We start from the raw sequence: 20128 nt of genomic DNA on the forward strand, positions 1-20128 counted from the left end.
GACCCTTCCTTTGTTGTGGGACGTCAGGAACGCGGCGCGGAGTACATCTCCTCGATGACGGTTTCGAAGTCCTTCATCACCTGCGCCCGCTTCACCTTCATGGAGGGGGTCAGGTGCCCTGAGGCTTCGGTGAAGTCTGCCGGGACGATGCGGAAGGACTTGATGGCCTCGGCCTGGGAAACCGAGGTGTTTGCCGCGGTAATCAGGTCCTGCACTGCTGCCTTCACTACCGGGTTGCCCGCCGCCTGCTCAAGGGTGGTGTCCGCCGGAAGGCCGTGGCGCTGGAGCCACCCTGGCAGCGCTTCCTGGTCGAGGGTCACCAGGGCCCCGATGAACGGCCTGTTGTCACCCACCACCAGGACCTGCGACACCAGGGCGTCGGCACGGATCTGGTCTTCGAGCAACGCGGGGATTACGTTCTTGCCGCCCGCGGTGACGATGATCTCCTTCTTGCGGCCGGTGATCCAGACGAAGCCTTCATCGTCCAGCCGGCCGATGTCACCGGTGTGGAACCAGCCATCGGTGAACGCCTCTGCTGTGAGGTCGTCCCGCCGGTAGTAGCCCCGCATCACGCAGACCCCCTTGGCCAGGATCTCGCCGTCGTCGGCAATCTTCACGGCGTTTCCCGGGAGGGGCTTGCCCACCGAACCGATCTTGATCCGGGACGGGGTGTTGACCGTGATGGGGGCGGTGGTCTCGGTGAGGCCATAGCCCTCCAGCACCTGCATCCCGATGCCCTGGAAGAAGTGTCCCAGCCGCTCGCCAAGCGGGCCGCCGCCGGACACCGCGTGGGCAACGTGTCCGCCCATCGCCGCCCGCAGCTTGCCGTACACCAGTTTGTCGAACAGTGCGTGCCGCAGCTTCAGGCCCAGTCCCACGTGTCCGTTCTGGCGGGCTTTGGAAAACGCAATGGCAGTTTCGGCGGCGCGGTGGAAGATGGCGCCCTTGCCGCCGTCCTCCGCCTTGGTCAGCGCGGAGTTGTAGACCTTTTCAAAGACCCTGGGCACCGCAAGGATGAATGTCGGCTCGTAGCTTTGCAGGTCGGCCAGGAGGTTCTTGATGTCCGGAGTGTGGGCCACGGTGGTACCGGCCGCCATGGCCAGCACCGAAATGAAGCGGGCAAACACGTGGGCCAGCGGGAGGAACATGATGGTCTTGGCGTTCTCGTGGACGATTTCACCGATGATGGCCAGTGCGTTGTCGGACAGCTCCACAAAGTTGCCGTGCGTGAGTTCGCAGCCTTTGGGACGCCCTGTGGTGCCCGACGTGTAAATGATCGTGGCAATGTCGTGGAGGCCGGCTGCACTGCGTCGTGACTCCAGCTCTTCATCGCTGACGTCGCGGCCTGCCTCGCGAAGGCTGTCGAGGCCTTGGCCCTCGAGTTGCCACACATGCTGCACTGCCGTGAGTCCTTCGGCGGTGACGGCCTGCCGGATGACGTTTTCGTGATGGGCGGACTCGCCGAATGCCGCCACAGCGCCGGAATCGCCCAGGTTCCAGGCAACCTGGGAAGGGGACGAGGTTTCATAGATGGGCACCGACACAGCCCCGGCGAACCAGATGGAGAAGTCCACGAGTGCCCACTCGTAACGGGTGCGGGACATGATGCCAACGCGGTCGCCCGCCCCCACCCCACTGGCGATGAGCCCCTTGGCCAGCGCCTTCACGTCGGCGAGGAACTCGGTGGCGGACACGTCGCGCCACGAGCCTGCGGAGTCCAGGCGGGAAAACAGTGCCGGGTTGCTGGGCTTGGCTGCCTGCCGCAGCACCAGGTCGGTGATGTTGGTTTCCGGAGGGACAACAACCAGGGGCGGAACACTGAATTCGCGCACTATAGCTCCTTTGATATCTGAAGTCCCGCGCAGGGGTTTGCCTAAAGACTAGTACCCCTGCCGGAACTGTGCAGTACACAAACCTACTGGCGAGTAACTTAGCCGTCAATGGGCGCTGCATGGGGGACTGTATGTCAAGACAATCCTTCCGCCCGCCTAGAATGGTGCACTATGTACGGACCGTCGTCCGGCGATCAGGCCGGCCCCCTCAAAAGACCAGCGCCCTGGCGCCGCCGTCCCGCCACGTACCGCGCCGGACAGTTGCACGGAAGTGTGGGCGGGCACCTTCGCCTTGGCCGCAAGGGGCTGGCCATCGGCATAGACATCGGGGGGACCAAGGTGGCCGCCGGGGTGGTGGACGCGGAAGGCAGGATCCTCAGTGAAGCCCGCCGGTCCACCCCGGGCACCGACCCACGGGCAGTGGAGCAGGTCATCGTGGAACTGGTGGAGGAACTCGGCCGGGGGCACCGCATCTGGTCCGTGGGCATCGGTGCTGCGGGGTGGATGGACCTGGCCGGTGGAACCGTGCTCTTCAGCCCGCACCTGGCCTGGCGCAACGAACCGCTGCGTGAGAACCTCCAGCGGCTCCTCCGCCGTCCGGTGTTGCTGACCAACGACGCCGACGCCGCGGCCTGGGCCGAATGGCGCTTTGGCGCCGGGCAGGGAGAGGACCGGCTGGTCTGCATCACGCTGGGCACCGGCATCGGGGGCGCCATGGTGATGGACGGCAGGGTGGAACGTGGCCGGTTCGGCGTGGCAGGGGAGTTCGGCCACCAGATCATCATGCCCGGAGGCCACCGCTGCGAATGCGGCAACCGCGGATGCTGGGAACAATACGCCTCCGGCAACGCCCTGGGCCGCGAAGCCAGGCTCCTGGCCCGGTCGAACTCGCCGGTGGCCCACGACCTGCTGGCAGCCGTGGGCGGACATCCCGAGGCCATCACCGGAGCCATCGTGACCGAACTGGCCCTGGCCGGCGATCCCGCCTCACGGGAGCTGATCGAGGAAGTTGGCGAATGGCTCGGCCTGGGGCTGGCCAACCTGGCGGCGGCGCTGGACCCGGGCCTCTTCGTTATCGGCGGCGGGCTCTGCTCGGCGGGCGACCTGCTGGTGGAGCCGGCCCGCAAAGCGTTCGCGCGGAACCTGACGGGCCGCGGATTCCGCCCGGCCGCAGGGATCGAGTTGGCGGCCCTGGGCCCCAACGCGGGCCTCATCGGCGCGGCCGACCTTTCGCGCGTCAGCAGCCGCGTCCGCAATTGACGACGGCGGCTGGTCCGGCGGTGGCCCAGGAGGAGCTGCGCTAGACCCTCGCGCCGTCGTCGTCGCCGTTCTTTTCTTCGGGCAGCTTCATGATCAGGTACACCGTCCCCAGCACGAACACGGCAACAATGCCGACGATGGCCAGCAGGGGCGCCGTGCGCCAGAACATTGCCGACAGCAGCAGCGCCACCGGTCCACCTACGGCGCCGAGCCAGGCCAGCATGGTCAGGGGATCGGTGCCGGCCAGGCTGGGCGGTTCCTCCGGCACGAACTCCTCGCCGTCGTCGTCCACCTCATAGTCCCGCGGTCCCTCCGGGGACCCGCTTGCCGTAGGACCGTCCGGCCCACCTGACGCCTGGCGCTGCGCCGCAGACGGTTCGGCCGGCGGCCTCCCGGCCAGGCCCAAGGGATCGAAGTCGCGGAAGGAGGACGGGCCAGGCGTTTCGGGCGCGGTAGGTCCACTTCCGGTGGGCGCAGTTTCATTGGGCACAATCCCGGTGGGCGGTTGCTCCCCGGATACAGGAGTGTCGGGCCGAATGGCCACGGTGTCCGATTCGAGCCGCGCCACCAAGTCAAGCCATACGGCGTCGTCCTGGTTGGCACCCTGGTCCGGCTGCTCCGAATCAGGCCTGTTCACTGCGGACCTCCTGTCCCGGTCCGGCCGGGCTGGCGGGCCCGGATGCCAGCACCCGGCGGATAAAGTCCACCGACCCCTCGAAGATGCGGTCGGCGTCGTTGTCCAGCGTGGCGACGTGGTAGCTGTTCTCCAGCCGGACCACTTCCAGGGGCGCGTGTGCCAGGCCCCGCCGGAGGACATCCATGCTGGCATCGGACACCACGTGGTCCACAGCGGAACGGTACACCTGGACAGGTGCCGTGACCCGTGGGAGGAGCCGGACAGTGTCCTTGAACATTTTGTTGAGCTCATGGGCCGCGGCCACAGGGGTGCGGGCATACGCGCCCTCGTCCACACCTGCCTTGAGGATGTCATTGCCGATGGACGGGGTGCTTTTCAGCACCAGTTTGAGGAGCCCGGCCAGCGACGCCCGGGGATCGTCAATCACCAGGCCGGGGTTCACCAGGAGGACTCCGGCGACCGGCCGGGTGGCCGCGATGCGCAGGGCCAGGGCCCCGCCCATGCTAAGGCCCGCCGCGAAGACCTGGTCACACTCGGCGTCCAGTTCCAGGAAGGCGTCATCCAGGGCGCCGTGCCATTGCTGCCAGCGGGTTCGGGCAAGGTCCTGCCAACTGGTCCCGTGGCCCGGCAGCAGCGGCATCCGGACGGCGAAACCGGCCGCGGCGAAGGCCATGGCCCAGGCGCGCAGGCCATGGGGGCTCCCCGTGAAGCCGTGGGACAGGACGACTCCCGTGCGGGGCCCTTCGCCGCTGAAGGCACTGCTGAAGGGGCTGTGGTCCGGACCGGACGTCATGTCGTCTCCAAGGTGCTGGTGCGGCGGGCGTGGGCGGCGACGAATTCTGCCGACCGGGCGAAAATTACGGGCGCGTCAACGTCAAGAGTAGCCACATGTCCGCTGCTGGCAAGGTCCGTCACTTCCGCGAGGTGTCCGGCCAGCCCTTTGCGCAGCAGCGCCAGCGATGTTGGCGGAACAACGGCGTCAGTGCGCGACTTGAAGACCTGGACCGGGGCGTCCACCCGGGGCAGGCCGCGCACTGCCGCCCCGAACAGTTTCTTCAGCTCATGCACGGCAGCCAGCGGAGTCAGCGAATAGTCGCCGTCGTCCGTCGCGGGTGCCGTGGGTTGGTCCTCCTGAATGGGAACCGTGGTCCGCTGGAAGTATTTGAGGAGTCCTATGATCCGCACCCGCCGGTCGTAGAAGCTCAGCCCGGGGTTGACCACACTGACACCGGCCACGTGGTGGCGGGACGCCGCAAGCAGTGCAATGGCACCGCCCATGGACAGACCCGCGGCGAAGCAGGCATCGGTGCGCCCCGAGAGATCCAGGAGGGCCGTTTCGTAGCTGCGGTACCAGTCTTTCCAGCTTGTCCGCGCAAGCTGGCGCCAGTCCGTGCCGTGCCCCGGCAGCAGGGGGACGGATACGGCGTACCCCAGCTCCGCCAGGTGCTGCGCCCACGGCATGATGCTCAGCGGACTGCCCGTGAAGCCGTGGCATATGGCTACCCCGATGCGGGCATTGGCCCCGTGGCCTGGATAACTGAAAGCGGCCGGCCGGGTCGGGATGCTGCTTTCAGTCATGACTCCATCGTGTCACTGTTCCCGCCAAATCTCACTAGAGTAGGGTTGCATTGACTCGCTGGCCAGGCCCGACGCAGGGCCCGGGGGCTGCCTTCCGGAGAGGTTCACCACGTGTTCTATTGGGTTATGAAAAGGATCTTCCTCGGTCCGGTGATCAAGCTGCTGTTCCGGCCTTGGGTCAAGGGCCTGGACAATATTCCCGCGCAGGGGGCCGCCATCATCGCCTCCAACCACCTTTCATTCTCCGATTCCATCTTCATGCCACTCATGGTGCGGCGGCCCGTGGTCTTCCTGGCCAAGTCCGAGTACTTCACGGGCACCGGAATCAAGGGCAGGCTGACTGCCGCGTTCTTCCGCCTCACCAACCAGTTGCCCATGGACCGGTCCGGAGGCGCTGCCTCTGCCGCATCCCTGAATGCCGGGATGGAAGTACTTAACGCAGGCGGCCTGCTGGGCATTTACCCCGAGGGCACGCGCAGCCCCGACGGGCGGTTGTACCGCGGCAAGGTGGGCGTGGCCAGGCTGGCCCTGCAGGCCGGCGTCCCAGTGATTCCGGTTGCCATGATCGGCACTGACAAGGTCCAGCCCATCGGCAAACGGCTGCCCAACATCCGCCGGATCGGGATGATCTTCGGCGAACCGCTGGACTTCAGCCAGTACCGTGAGCAGGCAGAGGACAGGACGGTCCAGCGCAAGGTCACGGATGAGATCATGTCCCAGCTGATGAGGCTTTCCGGGCAGGAGTACGTGGACGAGTACGCCGCCGTGGTGAAGCTTCGGCTCGCCGGCAAGCCCGGAGAACCCGTGGCTGCAGCCGAACCGCTTGCCGCTCCGGTGGCCGCCGACAATGGTTTTGTCCCGGAGCCAGGCGCCGGAGGACCGTCCGTACCGCAGCCCGGTGCCCGCGACGACGCCGGGGACGACGCCGGAACATCGGCGACGGGGTAGCCGGACCTTCCACGGGGCGCGCCGCAGTTGTGACGGCGGCGGCGGTCAGCGTGACGGCCAGGTGCCCGGTGGTGCCGCCCTGCCGTTAGTCTTAGAGGGTGACTGAGCTATCTGCAAAACCCGTCTTTTCGCTGTCCAGCACCGCCCAGAGCGGAGCGGCAAACTATCCCGGACTGGACCACTGGCGGGACCTTCCCATTTCCCAGCAGCCCAGTTGGCAGGACCGGGATGTATTTGAGGCTTCGGTGAAGGAACTCTCCGTCCTGCCGCCGCTGGTGTTCGCCGGCGAAGTGGACGTGCTGCGCGAGCGCCTGGCTGCTGCCGCCCAAGGCAAGGCGTTCCTGCTGCAGGGCGGTGATTGCGCCGAAACATTCGAGGCCGCCACGGCTGACAAGATCAGCGCCCGGGTCAAAACCATCCTCCAGATGGCCGTGGTGCTTACCTACGGCGCAGCAATGCCGGTTATCAAGATGGGCCGGATGGCCGGCCAGTTCGCCAAGCCCCGCTCCTCCAATGACGAAACCCGTAACGGAGTGACCCTGCCCGCCTACCGCGGCGACATCGTCAACGGCTATGACTTCACCCCCGAGTCACGCGGCCACGATGCGTCGAGGATGCTGCGTGCCTACCACACTTCCGCATCCACGCTGAACCTCATCCGGGCCTTCACCCAGGGCGGCTTCGCGGACCTGCGCTCCGTGCACCAGTGGAACAAGGGCTTCACCGAGAACCCGGCCCACGCCCGCTATGAGTCGCTGGCCCGCGACATCGACCGGGCCATCAAGTTCATGGCGTCCTGCGGCGCCGATTTCGAAGCACTTAAGCGGGTTGAGTTCTTCGCAAGCCACGAGGCCCTGCTGCTCGACTACGAACGCGCCCTCACCCGCATCGACTCCCGCACCGGCTTCCCGTACGACACTTCGGCCCACTTCCTCTGGATCGGGGAGCGCACCCGCGAGCTGGACCACGCCCACGTCGACTTCCTTTCACGGGTGCGCAACCCGATCGGCGTCAAGCTCGGGCCGTCCACTACCGGTGATGACGCCCTCCGCCTGATCGACAAGCTGGATCCGGACCGCGAACCCGGCCGGCTCACCTTCATTACCCGTATGGGCGCCGGCAACATTCGCGAAAAACTGCCGGCCGTCGTCGAAAAGGTCACCGCCTCCGGCGCGCAGGTCCTGTGGGTGACGGACCCCATGCATGGCAACACCGTCACGTCGCCCAACGGTTACAAGACGCGCAATTTCGACGACGTCATTGACGAGGTGCGCGGTTTCTTCGAGGTGCACCACGGGCTGGGGACGGTACCGGGCGGCCTGCACGTCGAGATGACCGGCGATGACGTCGCGGAGTGCCTGGGTGGCGCGGACCCGATCGACCAGGAGGCCTTCCTGGACCGCTACGAGTCCGTCTGCGATCCCCGCCTGAACCACATGCAGTCCCTTGAGATGGCGTTCCTGGTGGCCGGCGCCCTCGCCAAGCACTAGGACCAGGGCAGTAAAAGGGTGGGCCGGCACTGCCGGCCCACCCTTTTTCATTGAAAGACAGGGGGCTACACCACGGTGATGGTGATGACTGAGCCCTCCGGAACTTCCCGGTTCACCGGCGACTGGTCCCTCACCGTGCCGAAGAAGCCGCCCAAAATGTTGTTCACCCGGACCTGGAAGCCGAGTGCTTCCAGCGCCTTGCGCGCTTCAGTTGCCTGCTTGCCGATGTAGCTCGGCACCGCCACCATCCTGGGGCCCTTGGAAATGGTCAGGGTAACAGTGCCACCCCGGGTCAGTGTCCCGTTGGCGGGGGACTGGCTGACGACGGCGCCCTCCGGGATGTTCCGGTCAAACACCGCCTCCGGGGCTACTTTGGCAGTGAGGCCTGCTGCCTTCAGTGCCGCCACGGCGTCGTCCCCGGATTTCCCGACCACCGAAGGGACGGCGATGGGCTGCGGGCCCTTGGAAACCACGATCGCAACGGGGGTGCCGTGGCGGGCAGGCGTGCCCGCGGCAGGGTCCTGCGACATGACGGTTCCAGCAGCCGCCTGTTCATCGAACTGTTCAGTGACAGTGCCCAGGGCCATGCCATCGGAGTTGAGGGAGGTCTTCGCCTCAGACAAGGTTCCGCCCGTGAGTTTCGGCAAGGGAAAAAGCTGGGGACCTTTTGAAACCAGCAGGGAAACCGGCTGGAACTTCCGGATCTCCGTCCCCGCGGCGGGGTCCGTGCCCACTACCAGCCCGGTGGGCACCTCGTCGTCGAAGACATCGCTCGTAGTGGAGCGGAAGCCCACTCCGCCCAGCAACTGCTGGGCTTGCGCCACAGTCTTGTTGGCGACCGCCGGTACGGCGGCCGCGGCGCCCGGACCCATTCCGAAAAACCAGCCGGCGCCCGTCGCCAGGAGTGCGGCGATGATGAGGACCAGGACCCAAAGGATGCCGCGGCGGCGGGGATTTCCCTCCCGAAGCGTGCGCACCGGCGTGGCAGCGGCAAGGGCGCGGAGTTTCCCGCTTTCCTTGTCCGCCCGGCGCTGGGCCCGCTTGCCCAGCCGCGGCGGCGGGGGAGACCATCCGCTGTCCGCATCGTCGTCGTCGGGCAATGCTAATCCGGGCCGTTGGTGATATGGCACCTGGGCGGCAGGGCCCGCCGATGCCGACGGGGCCGGTGCCTCCTGCCGGCCGGGCGGGTAGGCAGGGGCGGCGGGCCGGGCGGGAGGCATCAGCGTTGTGGGGTTGCTGCGCCGTGCCAGGACCTCGGTCTGGTGCTGGGACGCGGCGGCAGCGGCTGCAGGAGGCAGCAGGTCCAGTTCGGCATCAGTGAGGTTGGTCCGGATGTGGCGCAGTTCCTGCAGCAGGGCATTGCCGTCCACCGGCCGGTTTTCCGGATCATTGGCAGTACACCACTGCACCAGTTCGTCCACTTCCCCGGCCAGCCCCGGCACCAGGTCCGATGGCGGGCCCACGGTTCCGTTGACGTGCTGGTAGGCCACCTGGATGGGGACTTCGCCCTCGAACGGCTGCCTGCCGGTCAACATCTCATACAGCATGATGCCCACGGAGTAGACGTCGCTGCGGGCGTCTGCCGGCTTGCCCAGGACCAGTTCCGGGGAGATATAGGCCACCGTTCCGAGCAGGGCCCCGGTGCTGGTTGAACTGGTAACGGCACGGGCAAGTCCAAAGTCGCCTATTTTGATCCTGCCGTCATCGGCGATCAGGACGTTCTCGGGCTTGACGTCACGGTGGATAAAGCCGGCAGCGTGTGCCGCGCCCAGGCCCCCCACCACCGGATCGATCAGTGCCAGCGCCAGCCGGGGAGGCAGGGCACCCCTTTCCCTGAGAACGTCCCTCAGCGTGTGGCCCTTGATGTACTCCATTACGAGGTAGGCCGTGTTGCCGTCATTGCCCTGGTCAAGGACACCCACCACGTGCGGATGCGACAGCCGGGCGGCCGCCTTTGCCTCCCGGCCCAGCCGGTCCAGGAAGTTCCCATCAGCAGCGAGGTGGGGGTGCAGCACCTTCAGCGCCACCTCACGGTCCAGCCTTTGGTCTATGGCCAGGTAGACGGTGGACATTCCGCCACGGGCAAGCCTGGAGGTGACTGCATAACGGTTGTCCACCAGGGTCCCTGCAACTGGGTCTGACACGTGTTCCTGCACCATACGATCCTAATCCCGCAGCAAAACGCGTCCGACACGAAAACGGGTCCGAACCGGTAACGGTTCGGACCCGCACTCAGGACTGGCCGGCGGCCCGCTCAGCCGAAGTTCTTCTGGTGCGCCTTGATGGCAGCGAGGTAGGCCTTGGTGTCGTCGTACATGCCGTACTTGCTCACCGAGTACTGGCCCTGGTAGTACCCGGCAATGGCGGTGTCCTGGTCCTTGCTGGTGGCCAGCAACTGCCGGATGATGGCGATGCCGGCTGTGGCATTGTCGTAGGGGTCCAACAGGTTCAGCTTCCGGCCCACCAGGTCTGAGGCCCACTGCCCGGAACTGGGAATGACCTGCATGGTGCCGATGGCGTTGGCCGGTGACACGGCGCGCTGGTTGAAACCGGATTCCTGGAAGGCGAAGGCGAGGGCCAGGGAAGGATCCACTCCCATCCGGCGTGCCGTATCGGCAACGATGTTCTTCATTTCATCCCGCGAGGGAACGGGGGAGGCGTTCAGCAGGGCCTTGTTTTCATTGGCCGAGCTGACCACGGCAGCCGGGTAGCTGAAGCCCAGGAAGGAGCTGGGCACCAGGGGCGCGGCAGCAGGCTGCGGGGCCGCAGCAGCCGGCTGCGGATCCGACTGGCCGGAGCCGCCGGGAATGGCCAGCTTGCTGCCAGGGTAGATGATGCTGGTCATGCCCAGCTTGTTCGCCGAGAGCAGGTCAGACAGCTTTACCCCGTGCCGGGATGCAATCGCCGACAGCGTGTCTCCGGCTTTGATCGTGTAGGAGCCGGTTGCCGGTGCTGAGGTGGCGGCCAGCGCAGGTGCGGCCGGGGCGGGGGCCGGGGCCGCTGCGGGAGCAGGCGTGGAATCGCCGCCACCCACCTTGATCTTCTGCCCCGGGTAGATGATGGAGCGCATGGAGAGATTGTTCCAGGTGAAGACGTCGGAAAGGGCCACGTTGTGCTTTGCTGCGATCGCACCGAGGGTGTCGCCCGGCTTCACCGTGTACGTTGCTCCACCAGCAGGGGCCGGAGCAGCCGGGGCAGCCGCAGGTGCGGGGGCCGCAGGTGCAGCCGAACCGGACAGCTTTAGTTTCTGCCCCGGGTAAATGATGGTGTTGGCCTGCAGGTTGTTCAGCTTGAGGATTTCGCCGGTATCCAAACCGAAGCGGCCGGCAATCGCGCTGACGGTGTCGCCGCGGGCAATCGTGTACTCCGCAGGTGCCGCCGGCTGTGCGGGCTGGAAGGCGGCCGGGATGGTGGTGGATACCACGGCGGCGGGAATCACCGTTCCGGCTGCCTTCGCTGCAGCCTGGGCCTTCATGGCTGCTGCGAGGCTGCTGGGGATGTTCCGTGCGGGCTGCTGTGCTGCGGCAGGTTGAGCGAGGGCCAAGGATGACAATACGACCGCTGGCAGCGCCGCTGTGGTGGCGGCAATCATCGGCAGACTCGGCTTGGGGGGCTGCTTTGGCGAGCGGGACGTCGTCATCGGAAGGAATCCTCTTCTCAACTGCGGGTGCGGACGCGGACGGGGATGCCGCTGTCAATCTTGATACTACTGTGACTCAAGTTATTAGTGTTACAAATGTTATGAGTGTGAATCTCTCATGAATTAGCGGATAGCACAAGAATTTTGGGATTCCCCGTAATGCCCTCTTTTCGGGAGTGTCCGCAGGCCAGGAGCGGAATGGAATGCTCCGACTAGGCGCGGGGGTGCGCAGCGTGGCAACCTTGATCCGTGAATAACGTAGAAAACCTGGTGGGCGAGTGGCTGCCACTGCCCGACGTCGCCCGTTTATTGGATGTCTCCATCACCAAGGTCCACAGCCTGATTGACGAACATGCCCTCGCTGCATTGCGCGTTGGGGAACGGAAGATCCGGTCGGTTCCAGCGGAATTCATCCAGGACGGCCAGGTAGTGGACAGCCTAAAGGGGACCATCGTGGTGCTGGCAGATGCCGGCTATTCGGACGAGGACCTTATTGGCTGGCTGTTCACCGCCGACGAATCCCTGCGCGGCCGCCCCATCGATGCCCTTCGGGAAGGGCGCAAGACCGAAATCAGGCGCAGGGCCCAGACTCTGGCCTGGTAGCTGCCGCTTTCAGGAGGCTCGGCTGACGGTAGCTTCAGCCAGCTTCCGAAGGGCGGTCTTGGGCAGCTCGTCCAACGGAAGCCCGTCAAGGGCATCGAATGCTGCCGCGCCGAATTCATTGATAAGGACTTCCGTGGCCTGCAGCGCGCCGGAATCCTCGATAATCCGTCGAATTTCGACGATGTCGGATTCGGACAGATCGGGCCTGCCCAGGCTGGCATCGATGAACGCGGACTCTTCCGGCGAAGCCTGGTCCAGGGCGAGGGCCACCAGAACGGTCCGCTTCCCTTCACGCAAATCATCGCCGGCCGGCTTGCCTGTGGTCAGCGGATCCCCGAACACGCCCAGGACGTCATCGCGGAGCTGGAAGGCCTCGCCCAGCGGGAGGGCGAACGCTGAATAGCCGCGGAGCAGGTCATTGGACGCTCCGGCCAAAGCTCCGCCCAACGCCAAGGGGTGCTCGGTGGAGTACTTGGCACTCTTGAACCGGATGATCGATTGCGCCCTGCCAACGGCACCGGCGCGGTCCCGGACCGGTCCGGCCACTTCCTCCAGGATGTCCAGGTACTGTCCGGCCATGACCTCGGCGCGCATGAGGTTGAAGATGAGCCTGGCCCTGCTGCCCGACGCGGCCGGCTCGCCGATGTCGGTGAACGCCTCCTCGCTGAAGGACAGGCAAAGGTCGCCGGCAAGGATCGCTGCGGCCTGCCCAAACCGTTCGCTGTCCAGCGCCCAGCCCTGCGATGTGTGCAGCTGGCTGAAGCGGCGGTGCACGCTGGGACCGCCCCGCCGGGTGTCCGAACGGTCGATGATGTCGTCGTGGATCAGGGCGGCAGCCTGGAACAGCTCGAGGGCTGCGCCGGCCGTGACCACCTGGCCTGATCCGGCCTCGCCGCCTGCACCCCGCCATCCCCAGTAGCACATCAGGGCGCGGAGGCGTTTTCCGCCGGTCACCAAATTCGAGATGGAACCCATGATGGGCTCGATGTCCGGGGAAATGCCGGACATCACCGACTGGCGTGCGGTCAGGAAGCTGGTCAGCTCGCCGGCAACTCCTGCCACAAAATCAGCCTGTTCATTCCTCAACTGCTCCGCGGCCGTCACTTGGCTGACTCAGCTGCCACGTTGGCCCCGATGGTGAAAGTGGAAACACCGGCGGCTTCCACCACGGAGAGGTTCACGGTCTCGTTGTCACCGCGGACGAAATCCTTGGAAGCCACCGCGCCCACCTTGTCCCCGGGAACGGCCTTGAAGCCCTGGCCTTCCAAAGCCTTGGAATAAAAGTCCATCACGGAGGCAGTGGGCGCCGTGACAGTACCCACGAGGGCTGCAGTGGCGGGCGCTGAGGCCTTGTCAAAGCTGCTGGACACCACTGTTGCCCCCGGCATCAGGGGCAGGAGTTGCTGGGGGAAGCCCGCCACGACGGCGCCCACGGTTGCGGACGTGTTGGGCGACGCCGAGGGGCTGAGGGAGGCGGTCACAGTGGATTGGGTCGCGGCGACGGATGCGGACCGGGACGGCTCTGCCTGGCCGGACGGGGTCTGGCATGCCGCCAGGGTAAGTGCCCCGATGGCGGCAAGCGCGGCCAGGCCAGCTGGCTTGAAGTTTCCAATAGCCGTCACAGAGACTTTCCTCCTGGTGTTGTTGGCGGAACCAGCCTCCAGTTTAGCCAGCCTCCCCTGCCGCCCTGACAAACCTGCAGTCTCCGGTGAACCGATAGGATGGGATCCGTGGGGCCCGCAGGTACGAACCAGCCAACCGCCGCGCGCCCTCCGGGCCGCCGGCCCTCGTGCATCATGCACGTGGACATGGACGCTTTCTTTGTTTCAGTGGAACTCCGGACGCGCCCCGAGCTCCGGGGCAAGCCCGTCATTGTTGGCTTCCCCGGGGAACGCTCGGTGGTCCTCTCAGGGTCATACGAGGCCCGCGCCTTCGGTGTGAAGTCGGCGATGCCCATGGCCGTGGCCATGCGCATGTGTCCGCAGGCGGTGGTCATTGAACCCCGGCACAAGCTGTACTACGAGGTGTCCGGGCAACTGATGGCCATCTTCGAATCCATCACCGGGCTTGTGGAGCCGCTCAGCGTTGACGAGGCCTTCCTGGACGTCACGGGGGCGCTGCGGCGGCTGGGCCCGCCCAGGGGAATCGGCGAGCTCATCCGGCGGCGCGTGGCAGCGGAACTGGGCATTACTGCATCCGTGGGAATTGCGGAAACCAAGTTCGTGGCGAAGATCGCTTCAACCCGCTGCAAGCCCGACGGCCTGCTGCTCATCGGGCCGGACGAAACCGTGCCCTATCTTCACAGCCTTCCGGTGGGCGCCCTTTGGGGCGTCGGCGCCAAGACCGGAGAGGTGCTTGCCAAGATGGGAATCAGGACGGTGGCGGACGTGGCGGCGACGCCGGTGTCGTCCTTGAAGAAGGTACTGGGGGCAACGGGGGAGCACGTGCACCAGCTTGCCTGGGGCATCGATCGCCGTCCCGTTACCCCGGTGCGGCTGGAAAAGAGCATCGGCGCCGAAGAGACCTTCGCCGTGGACACCGCCGATGACGCCCTCCTTCGCCGGGAACTGCTGCGGCTCTCCCACCGCACCGCCGCGCGCCTGCGGAGCTCCGGAATGGTTGCCCGGACCGTGGCGCTGAAGCTGCGCTTCGCCGACTTTTCCACCATCACGCGCAGCAGGACAGTCCAGACTCCGGTGGACAGTGCCCAGCTGATCTACGCAGTGGTCATCCAGCTCCTGGAGTCGCTCGGGACCCGGGCCATGGCTGTGCGGCTGGTGGGAGTAAGGGCTGAGCAGCTGGAGGAAGCTGCAAGGACCTCGCTCCAGCTGAGCATCGACCGCAGGGATGACAACTGGCGGGCAGCCGAGCAGGCGCTGGACGAGGTGACGCGCAAATTCGGCAGCAAATCCGTCCTGCCGGCCCGCCTGATGGAGCACGAAAGCCGGCCGGGAGACAGTTCCCAGCGCCCCGCCTGAGTGCCCGCCGGAGGGGTCCGGCAAAGTCATTGCCGTCTTTCAGATCAGCCCTCAACAATCTATCCTTATAGATACATAGTTTTCGAGTGAATGGACTTACTGCCGGACCCTCTTGGACATGCTCCCGCTCCCGCGTACGCGTGCTGCGTTCCTGTTCTGGCCACTGTCGGCCAGGCGGGAACTTTCCAGCAACAGCAGGCGTTTCAAGGGAAGTAGAAGTAGTGGCTGGGATCAGCCCGGACGTTGGCCTACAAAAGGAGGTCGTGATGCCGCTGTCGGAGCACGAACAGAAGCTGCTTGAGCAGCTTGAGAAGCAGCTTCACGAGGACGACCCGAAGTTCGCGAACTCAATGGGTTCGGACCCGGGACGTTCCTGGTCCACGAGGCATGTGGTTATTGGGGTCCTTTGCGCACTTGCCGGCGTCTTCCTGCTACTGGTGGGGGTCACCCTCCAGAACATCTTTGTCGGCGTCCTGGGCTTCGTGGTGATGGGCGGTGGGGTGTACTTCGCCACCATGCGCAGTTCCCGCGGGACGGCCGCGTCAAAGGCCGGCGGCGGAAAACCGGGCAAGCAGCGCAGTTCTTTCATGAGCAACCTCGAAGAGCGCTGGGACGAGCGCCGCAGGGGTGAACCCTAAACAGCCGGGACCTCCGGGTACCAGGCTCCTCCATTTCTCTCCCCCTCGAGGAGGGGGACTGCACGAAAAGACCCGCTGCGGCGGGTCTTTTCGTGTTTAACGGCAATTCCGCCGTCCGGGCGGCCCTGGGACTCCAGTTCGCCCCGCCCTGAGCAAAAAGTCCTCCACTTTCCACCACGGCCTGGATTCCGCGCCATTTCAAGGGCCATTTCCCACAAATTACCTGCTCACATGGCAGTTTCGCGTTGACTGTGGTGGAAAGTGGAGTAATGTGGAGGACATAAGAGGGTGGTTGCAACATTAGGGGATGTGCAGTTCCTGACTACGGACAGGCGGTGGGCCAGTGTTTCTGGGCACACACTCGCCGCGTCTGGATGAAAAGGGACGGATCATTCTCCCCGCCAAGTTCCGCGAGGAGCTTGCCAGCGGCCTGGTGCTCACGAGGGGCCAGGAACGTTGCATCTACGTCTTCAGCGAGAAGGAATTTGCACGGGTCCACGAGCAAATGCGGGAGGCGCCAATCTCCTCCAAGCAGGCACGTGACTATATCCGCGTATTTCTCTCTGGAGCCTCTGACGAGGTACCTGACAAGCAGGGGCGCGTGACCATTCCACCGGCGCTCCGGGAGTATGCAGGACTCGGAAGGGAACTTGCCGTCATCGGCGCCGGTACCCGCGCCGAGATCTGGGACGCCCAGGCTTGGAATGAATACCTTGCGGAGAAGGAAACAGCCTTTTCCGAAACTGACGATCCCATTCCGGGCATTCTCTGAATTCCGGAGCGGGGCGGCAGGTGGCTTCTTGGATGAGATCTCCAGCCGGCCCACCGGCTGCCAACCTGGCTCACCTTCCCCGGAGCCAGGCGGGCGAAACGGTAGGCGCGGATGGGGATCTGGTCCCAGAAGCAGCAGGTGACAACGACGGCGGGAAAGGACCAGGCATGACCGATCAACCCAAGCCCACGTCCGAACGCCATGTGCCGGTCCTTCGCGACCGGTGCATCAATTTGCTGGCACCGGGATTCGAAGCAGCAAGGCTCCGCGGCGAAACCCCCATCGCGGTGGACGCCACCCTTGGCATGGGCGGTCATTCCGAGGCGATGCTCCAGCGGTTTCCCGACCTCCACCTCATCGGCATTGACCGTGACGAGGAAGCACTCTCCCTGGCGGGGGAGCGGCTGGCTCCGTTCGCCGCCCGGATCGACCTGGTCCACGCGGTGTACGACGAGATCCAGGACGTCCTGGAGGACCTCGGTGTGGCGGAAGTGCACGGGATCCTGATGGACCTGGGTGTTTCCTCCCTGCAGCTGGATGAGCGTGAACGCGGTTTCGCCTACTCATTTGACGCGCCCCTGGACATGCGCATGGACACCAGCCGGGGCCAGACCGCGGCGGACGTGGTCAATACCTACAGCGAAGAGGACCTGGTCCGGATTATCCGCAAATGGGGCGAGGAAAAGTTCGCCGGACGGATTGCCAACAGGATCGTCGCGGCACGGGCCATCAAACCGTTCACCACCACCGGCGAACTGGTGGAGCAGATCCGTTCCGTGGTTCCCGCTTCTGCAGCGAAGTCCGGTGGACATCCTGCCAAGCGGACCTTCCAGGCCCTCAGGATCGAGGTCAACGAGGAACTCGACGTCCTGGAGCGTGCCGTCCCCGCCGCCGTGGCCTCGCTGGCTCTCGGGGGCCGCATCGTGGTCATGTCCTACCACTCCCTGGAGGACAAAATCGTCAAAGGCGTTCTCCAGGCCCGCTCCAAGTCTTCCGCTCCCCTTGGCTTCCCCGTTGAGCTGGAAGAACACAAGCCCGAACTCAAGACCCTGACCAAAGGCACCGAGGTGCCCACCGCCGTCGAAATCGCCGAAAATCCGCGCGCTGCCTCCGCCAGGCTCCGCGCGGCAGAACGAATCAGAGCCAGGAGAGCTGCATGAGCACCGCCGCCGTCAAGAACTTTCCCGTTGTCTCAGGCAGTTCGGCGGCCGACACCCGGCGCGCGGCCGACCCCGCCGGTGGACGGAAGGGCCGCACCCCGCTTTCCGTGGTCCGCACTGCGCCGCGGAAACGCCGGGCGCCGTTCGTCGTCCTTTGCTTTGCCATGCTCGCAGTGGCGTTGATGGCGGTGCTGGTCCTGAATATCTCGGTGTCCACCGCCCAGTACCAGCTGGTGGAACTGCGTGCCAAGCAGAGCACGCTGACCAAGACGAACCAGGACCTCACCCAGCAGGTGCAGAACTTCGAGGCCCCGCAGAACCTGGCGGCCAAGGCCACCGAACTGGGAATGGTGGCCTCCACCGTCAAGGGCCAGATCGACCTGTCCACGCTGTCAGTGACAGGAAAGGCCACGCCTGCGGTCAAGGGCGCAGCAGCGGGAGCCGTTATCCCATCGCCGGCGGTGGCCGGACAGCTTATTGTGCCGCCTGCCTCCAAGGGTGACACGGCGGACAAGGCCAGGACGGCAGATACCGGCAAGGCTCCTGCCGCCGCTCCCTCTGCCGCCGCTCCCTCCGCCGGCGCTGCCCAGGCCCCTGCTGCCCAGGCCGCTGCCGCGCAGGCTGCCGCAGCCGCTGCGGCTGCCGCGGCAACTCCGGCGCCCGAGCTTCACGGCGGCTCTGTTCCGGCGCCCCAGCAGAAGGTCCCCGGACAGTAGGCCAGCAGGCAGGTCAGGCAGCAGCGTCGAGCAGCAAGGAATATCACGGTGGCGGAGACGACCGGCAAAGCAGGAAAAAGCAAGGAACCCAACGCCACCAAGCGCTTGCGACTGGGACTGGGCGTCATGCTCACGCTCCTGCTGGTGGTGGGCGGGAAGCTCTTCCTGGTCCAGGGGCTTGACGTCGGCGGCATGGCCGAAGCGGCACTGAACAGCCGGATGACCTCGGCGATCCTTCCGGCCGAGCGCGGCAGCATCCTGGACTCACGCGGCACCGTTCTTGCCAACAGCGTGATCCGGTACAACATCGTGGTGGACCAGCGCGTCAACACCAAAACGGACGCCTACAAACGCCTCGAGCCCCAGGCCGACGGCCACGACAAACTGGTGGACGTCAGCCGCGACCAGGCGATCTCAGAACTTGCCGCGGCATTGGGCATGGACTCAAACGCGGTCCGTGACGCAGTGACGGGGGAACAGCCCTATTACATTGTGGCCAAGGACGTAAAGCCCGACGTCGAGGACCGCATTTCCAAGCTCCAGGTGCCCGGCATCGTGGCCGAGGGCGTCAGCAAACGCGTCTACCCCAACGGCGCCGTGGCCGGGGGAGTTGTGGGCTTCCTCCAGGACGGCACCACGGGCCAGGCAGGCATCGAGCAGACCCAGGACGACCAGCTCAAGGGCAAAGACGGCAAGCGCCTGTTCGAGATCGGTGCCGACGGGCTCCGCATCCCGGTGGGTCTTGACGAGCTGACCCCGCCGCAAAACGGCAAGGACGTCAAACTCACGCTCAATTCCGATCTTCAGTACTTTGCCCAGCAGGCCATCCAGAGCCAGGCGGACAAACTCAGTGCCGAATGGGGCGTCATCATTGTGATGGACGCCAAGACCGGGAACCTCCTGGCCCTGGCCGATACCAACTCCCCGGACCCCAACAACCCGGGGCTGGTGGCGGCCAAGGACCGCGGCGTCCGTTCCGTGACGGCCGCCTATGAGCCCGGCTCGGTGGAGAAGATGATGACCGCTGCAGCCGTCATCGACGAGGGACTCGCCAGCCCCCTGGACCATTTCACTATTCCACCCACCTACACCGTGGACGGCCAGACCTTCAGCGACGCGTTTGCCCATGGCACCGAGGAACGGACACTGGCCGGCATCATCGGTTACTCCATGAACACCGGAACGGTTATGGCCGGACAGCGGCTCAGCAAGGAACAACGCTACGACTGGCTGAAGAAGTTCGGCATCGGCGAGGCACCGGACATCGGACTTCCCGCTACGGCATCGGGCATCCTCACGCCGGCGGACCAATGGGACGGACGCCAGCAGTACACCGTCCTGTTCGGGCAGGGCGTTTCGCAGTCCACCCTCCAGACAGTCCGTGCCTACCAGAGCATCGCGAACAACGGCGTCATGCTGCAGCCGCGGCTGATCGATTCCTACATTTCCCCCGACGGCGCCGAGGAGAAAGTGCCGGCCCAGCCGTCGCGGCAGATTGTCTCCGAAAGCACGGCCCAACAGGTCCAGGACATCCTTGAAAGCGCTGTCACCGAAGGCGAAATCAAGGACGCCGGGATCGACGGCTACCGCGTTGGGGCCAAGACCGGCACGTCCGAATCACCGTGCGACGACGGCAAGTCCGGCTACTGCGGGTACACGGCCTCCATCGTGGGAATGGCGCCGATGGATGATCCCCGGTTTATTGTGGAGGTGGTGCTCCAGCGGCCGAAGGGCAGCATCTACGGCATCACCAACGGACCGGTGTTCCGGTCCGTCATGAGCCAGACGCTGCGGACTTACAACGTCCAGCCTTCCACCGGCCAGCCGGCCAGAATGCCGCAGTACGCCAAGTAGCAGCTGCGCCACGCCGGAAGTA

18 protein-coding genes are annotated in these 20128 nt (G+C 65.6%); 10 read left to right on the forward strand and 8 right to left on the reverse strand.

The features are described from left to right. Nucleotides 1-23 precede the first annotated feature (23 nt). Nucleotides 24-1832, reverse strand: a complete 1809-nt coding sequence (locus ASG79_RS07215; protein WP_056389730.1) for an AMP-dependent synthetase/ligase — start codon at nucleotides 1830-1832, stop codon at nucleotides 24-26. 171 nt (nucleotides 1833-2003) lie between these two features. Between ASG79_RS07215 and ASG79_RS07220 the strand changes: the two genes are divergently transcribed. After that, nucleotides 2004-3092, forward strand: a complete 1089-nt coding sequence (locus ASG79_RS07220) for an ROK family glucokinase (RefSeq protein WP_026266105.1) — start codon at nucleotides 2004-2006, stop codon at nucleotides 3090-3092. A gap of 40 nt (nucleotides 3093-3132) precedes the next feature. On the opposite strand, the gene ASG79_RS07225 is transcribed toward ASG79_RS07220, so the two are convergent. From ASG79_RS07225 to ASG79_RS07235, 3 genes are read right to left on the reverse strand one after another with little or no spacing between them, the layout of a single operon-like run. Beyond that, nucleotides 3133-3729, reverse strand: coding sequence for a hypothetical protein (locus ASG79_RS07225; protein WP_018771500.1), 597 nt, complete (start codon nucleotides 3727-3729; stop codon nucleotides 3133-3135). Beyond that, complete coding sequence (locus tag ASG79_RS07230; RefSeq protein WP_018771501.1) at nucleotides 3716-4522, reverse strand: alpha/beta hydrolase; 807 nt, start codon at nucleotides 4520-4522, stop codon at nucleotides 3716-3718. The genes ASG79_RS07225 and ASG79_RS07230 overlap by 14 nt, the downstream gene beginning before the upstream one ends. Further along, nucleotides 4519-5307 carry an alpha/beta hydrolase gene (locus tag ASG79_RS07235; RefSeq protein WP_018771502.1) on the reverse strand — a complete coding sequence of 263 codons (789 nt, stop codon included), beginning with the start codon at nucleotides 5305-5307 and terminating at the stop codon, nucleotides 4519-4521. The genes ASG79_RS07230 and ASG79_RS07235 overlap by 4 nt, the downstream gene beginning before the upstream one ends. A gap of 111 nt (nucleotides 5308-5418) precedes the next feature. Here ASG79_RS07235 and ASG79_RS07240 point away from each other — a divergent pair, with 111 nt between their 5' ends. Together ASG79_RS07240 and ASG79_RS07245 are read left to right on the forward strand one after the other, a co-directional pair. After that, a complete protein-coding gene (locus ASG79_RS07240) occupies nucleotides 5419-6255 on the forward strand; it encodes a lysophospholipid acyltransferase family protein (protein WP_026266106.1) in 837 nt (278 codons plus the stop codon). 98 nt (nucleotides 6256-6353) lie between these two features. Then, nucleotides 6354-7745: a class II 3-deoxy-7-phosphoheptulonate synthase gene (locus ASG79_RS07245; RefSeq protein ID WP_056389733.1), complete on the forward strand. Its 1392-nt coding sequence runs from the start codon at nucleotides 6354-6356 to the stop codon at nucleotides 7743-7745. A 65-nt stretch (nucleotides 7746-7810) separates the two neighbouring features. Here the strand turns inward: ASG79_RS07245 and pknB are convergent, their stop codons facing one another. After that, nucleotides 7811-9904 carry a Stk1 family PASTA domain-containing Ser/Thr kinase gene (gene pknB / locus ASG79_RS07250; RefSeq protein WP_056389735.1) on the reverse strand — a complete coding sequence of 698 codons (2094 nt, stop codon included), beginning with the start codon at nucleotides 9902-9904 and terminating at the stop codon, nucleotides 7811-7813. 95 nt (nucleotides 9905-9999) lie between these two features. Beyond that, nucleotides 10000-11385, reverse strand: a complete 1386-nt coding sequence (locus ASG79_RS07255) for a lytic transglycosylase domain-containing protein (protein WP_026266107.1) — start codon at nucleotides 11383-11385, stop codon at nucleotides 10000-10002. Between the two features lie 249 nt (nucleotides 11386-11634). On the opposite strand from ASG79_RS07255, the gene ASG79_RS07260 reads away from it, so the two are divergent. Continuing rightward, complete coding sequence (locus tag ASG79_RS07260) at nucleotides 11635-11988, forward strand: Rv2175c family DNA-binding protein (protein WP_026266108.1); 354 nt, start codon at nucleotides 11635-11637, stop codon at nucleotides 11986-11988. Between the two features lie 9 nt (nucleotides 11989-11997). Here ASG79_RS07260 and ASG79_RS07265 read toward each other — a convergent pair whose 3' ends face one another. Together ASG79_RS07265 and ASG79_RS07270 are read right to left on the reverse strand one after the other, a co-directional pair. Beyond that, entirely contained in the window at nucleotides 11998-13092 is a 1095-nt protein-coding gene (locus ASG79_RS07265) for a polyprenyl synthetase family protein (protein WP_056389738.1), read from the reverse strand. Further along, on the reverse strand, nucleotides 13089-13610 hold the full coding sequence (locus ASG79_RS07270; RefSeq protein WP_056389741.1) for a hypothetical protein: 522 nt from the start codon (nucleotides 13608-13610) through the stop codon (nucleotides 13089-13091). The genes ASG79_RS07265 and ASG79_RS07270 overlap by 4 nt, the downstream gene beginning before the upstream one ends. 99 nt (nucleotides 13611-13709) lie before the next feature. Between ASG79_RS07270 and dinB the strand changes: the two genes are divergently transcribed. From dinB to ASG79_RS07300, 6 genes are all read left to right on the forward strand, one after another. Then, entirely contained in the window at nucleotides 13710-14966 is a 1257-nt protein-coding gene (gene dinB / locus ASG79_RS07275) for a DNA polymerase IV (RefSeq protein ID WP_051081447.1), read from the forward strand. A gap of 266 nt (nucleotides 14967-15232) precedes the next feature. Beyond that, on the forward strand, nucleotides 15233-15604 hold the full coding sequence (locus tag ASG79_RS07280; protein WP_018771511.1) for a DUF3040 domain-containing protein: 372 nt from the start codon (nucleotides 15233-15235) through the stop codon (nucleotides 15602-15604). A 343-nt stretch (nucleotides 15605-15947) separates the two neighbouring features. Continuing rightward, nucleotides 15948-16376 carry a division/cell wall cluster transcriptional repressor MraZ gene (gene mraZ / locus ASG79_RS07285; protein WP_018763545.1) on the forward strand — a complete coding sequence of 143 codons (429 nt, stop codon included), beginning with the start codon at nucleotides 15948-15950 and terminating at the stop codon, nucleotides 16374-16376. Nucleotides 16377-16543: 167 nt separating this feature from the next. Then, nucleotides 16544-17536, forward strand: a complete 993-nt coding sequence (gene rsmH, locus ASG79_RS07290) for a 16S rRNA (cytosine(1402)-N(4))-methyltransferase RsmH (RefSeq protein WP_056389746.1) — start codon at nucleotides 16544-16546, stop codon at nucleotides 17534-17536. Further along, complete coding sequence (locus tag ASG79_RS07295; RefSeq protein WP_056389747.1) at nucleotides 17533-18252, forward strand: hypothetical protein; 720 nt, start codon at nucleotides 17533-17535, stop codon at nucleotides 18250-18252. Before rsmH ends, ASG79_RS07295 begins: the two co-directional genes overlap by 4 nt. Nucleotides 18253-18300: 48 nt before the next feature. After that, nucleotides 18301-20106 (forward strand): peptidoglycan D,D-transpeptidase FtsI family protein, encoded by a 1806-nt coding sequence (locus tag ASG79_RS07300; protein ID WP_018771514.1) that lies wholly within the window; start codon nucleotides 18301-18303, stop codon nucleotides 20104-20106. Nucleotides 20107-20128: the final 22 nt, after the last annotated feature.

The organism is Arthrobacter sp. Soil761 (genome assembly GCF_001428325.1).
Lineage (GTDB): Bacteria > Actinomycetota > Actinomycetes > Actinomycetales > Micrococcaceae > Arthrobacter.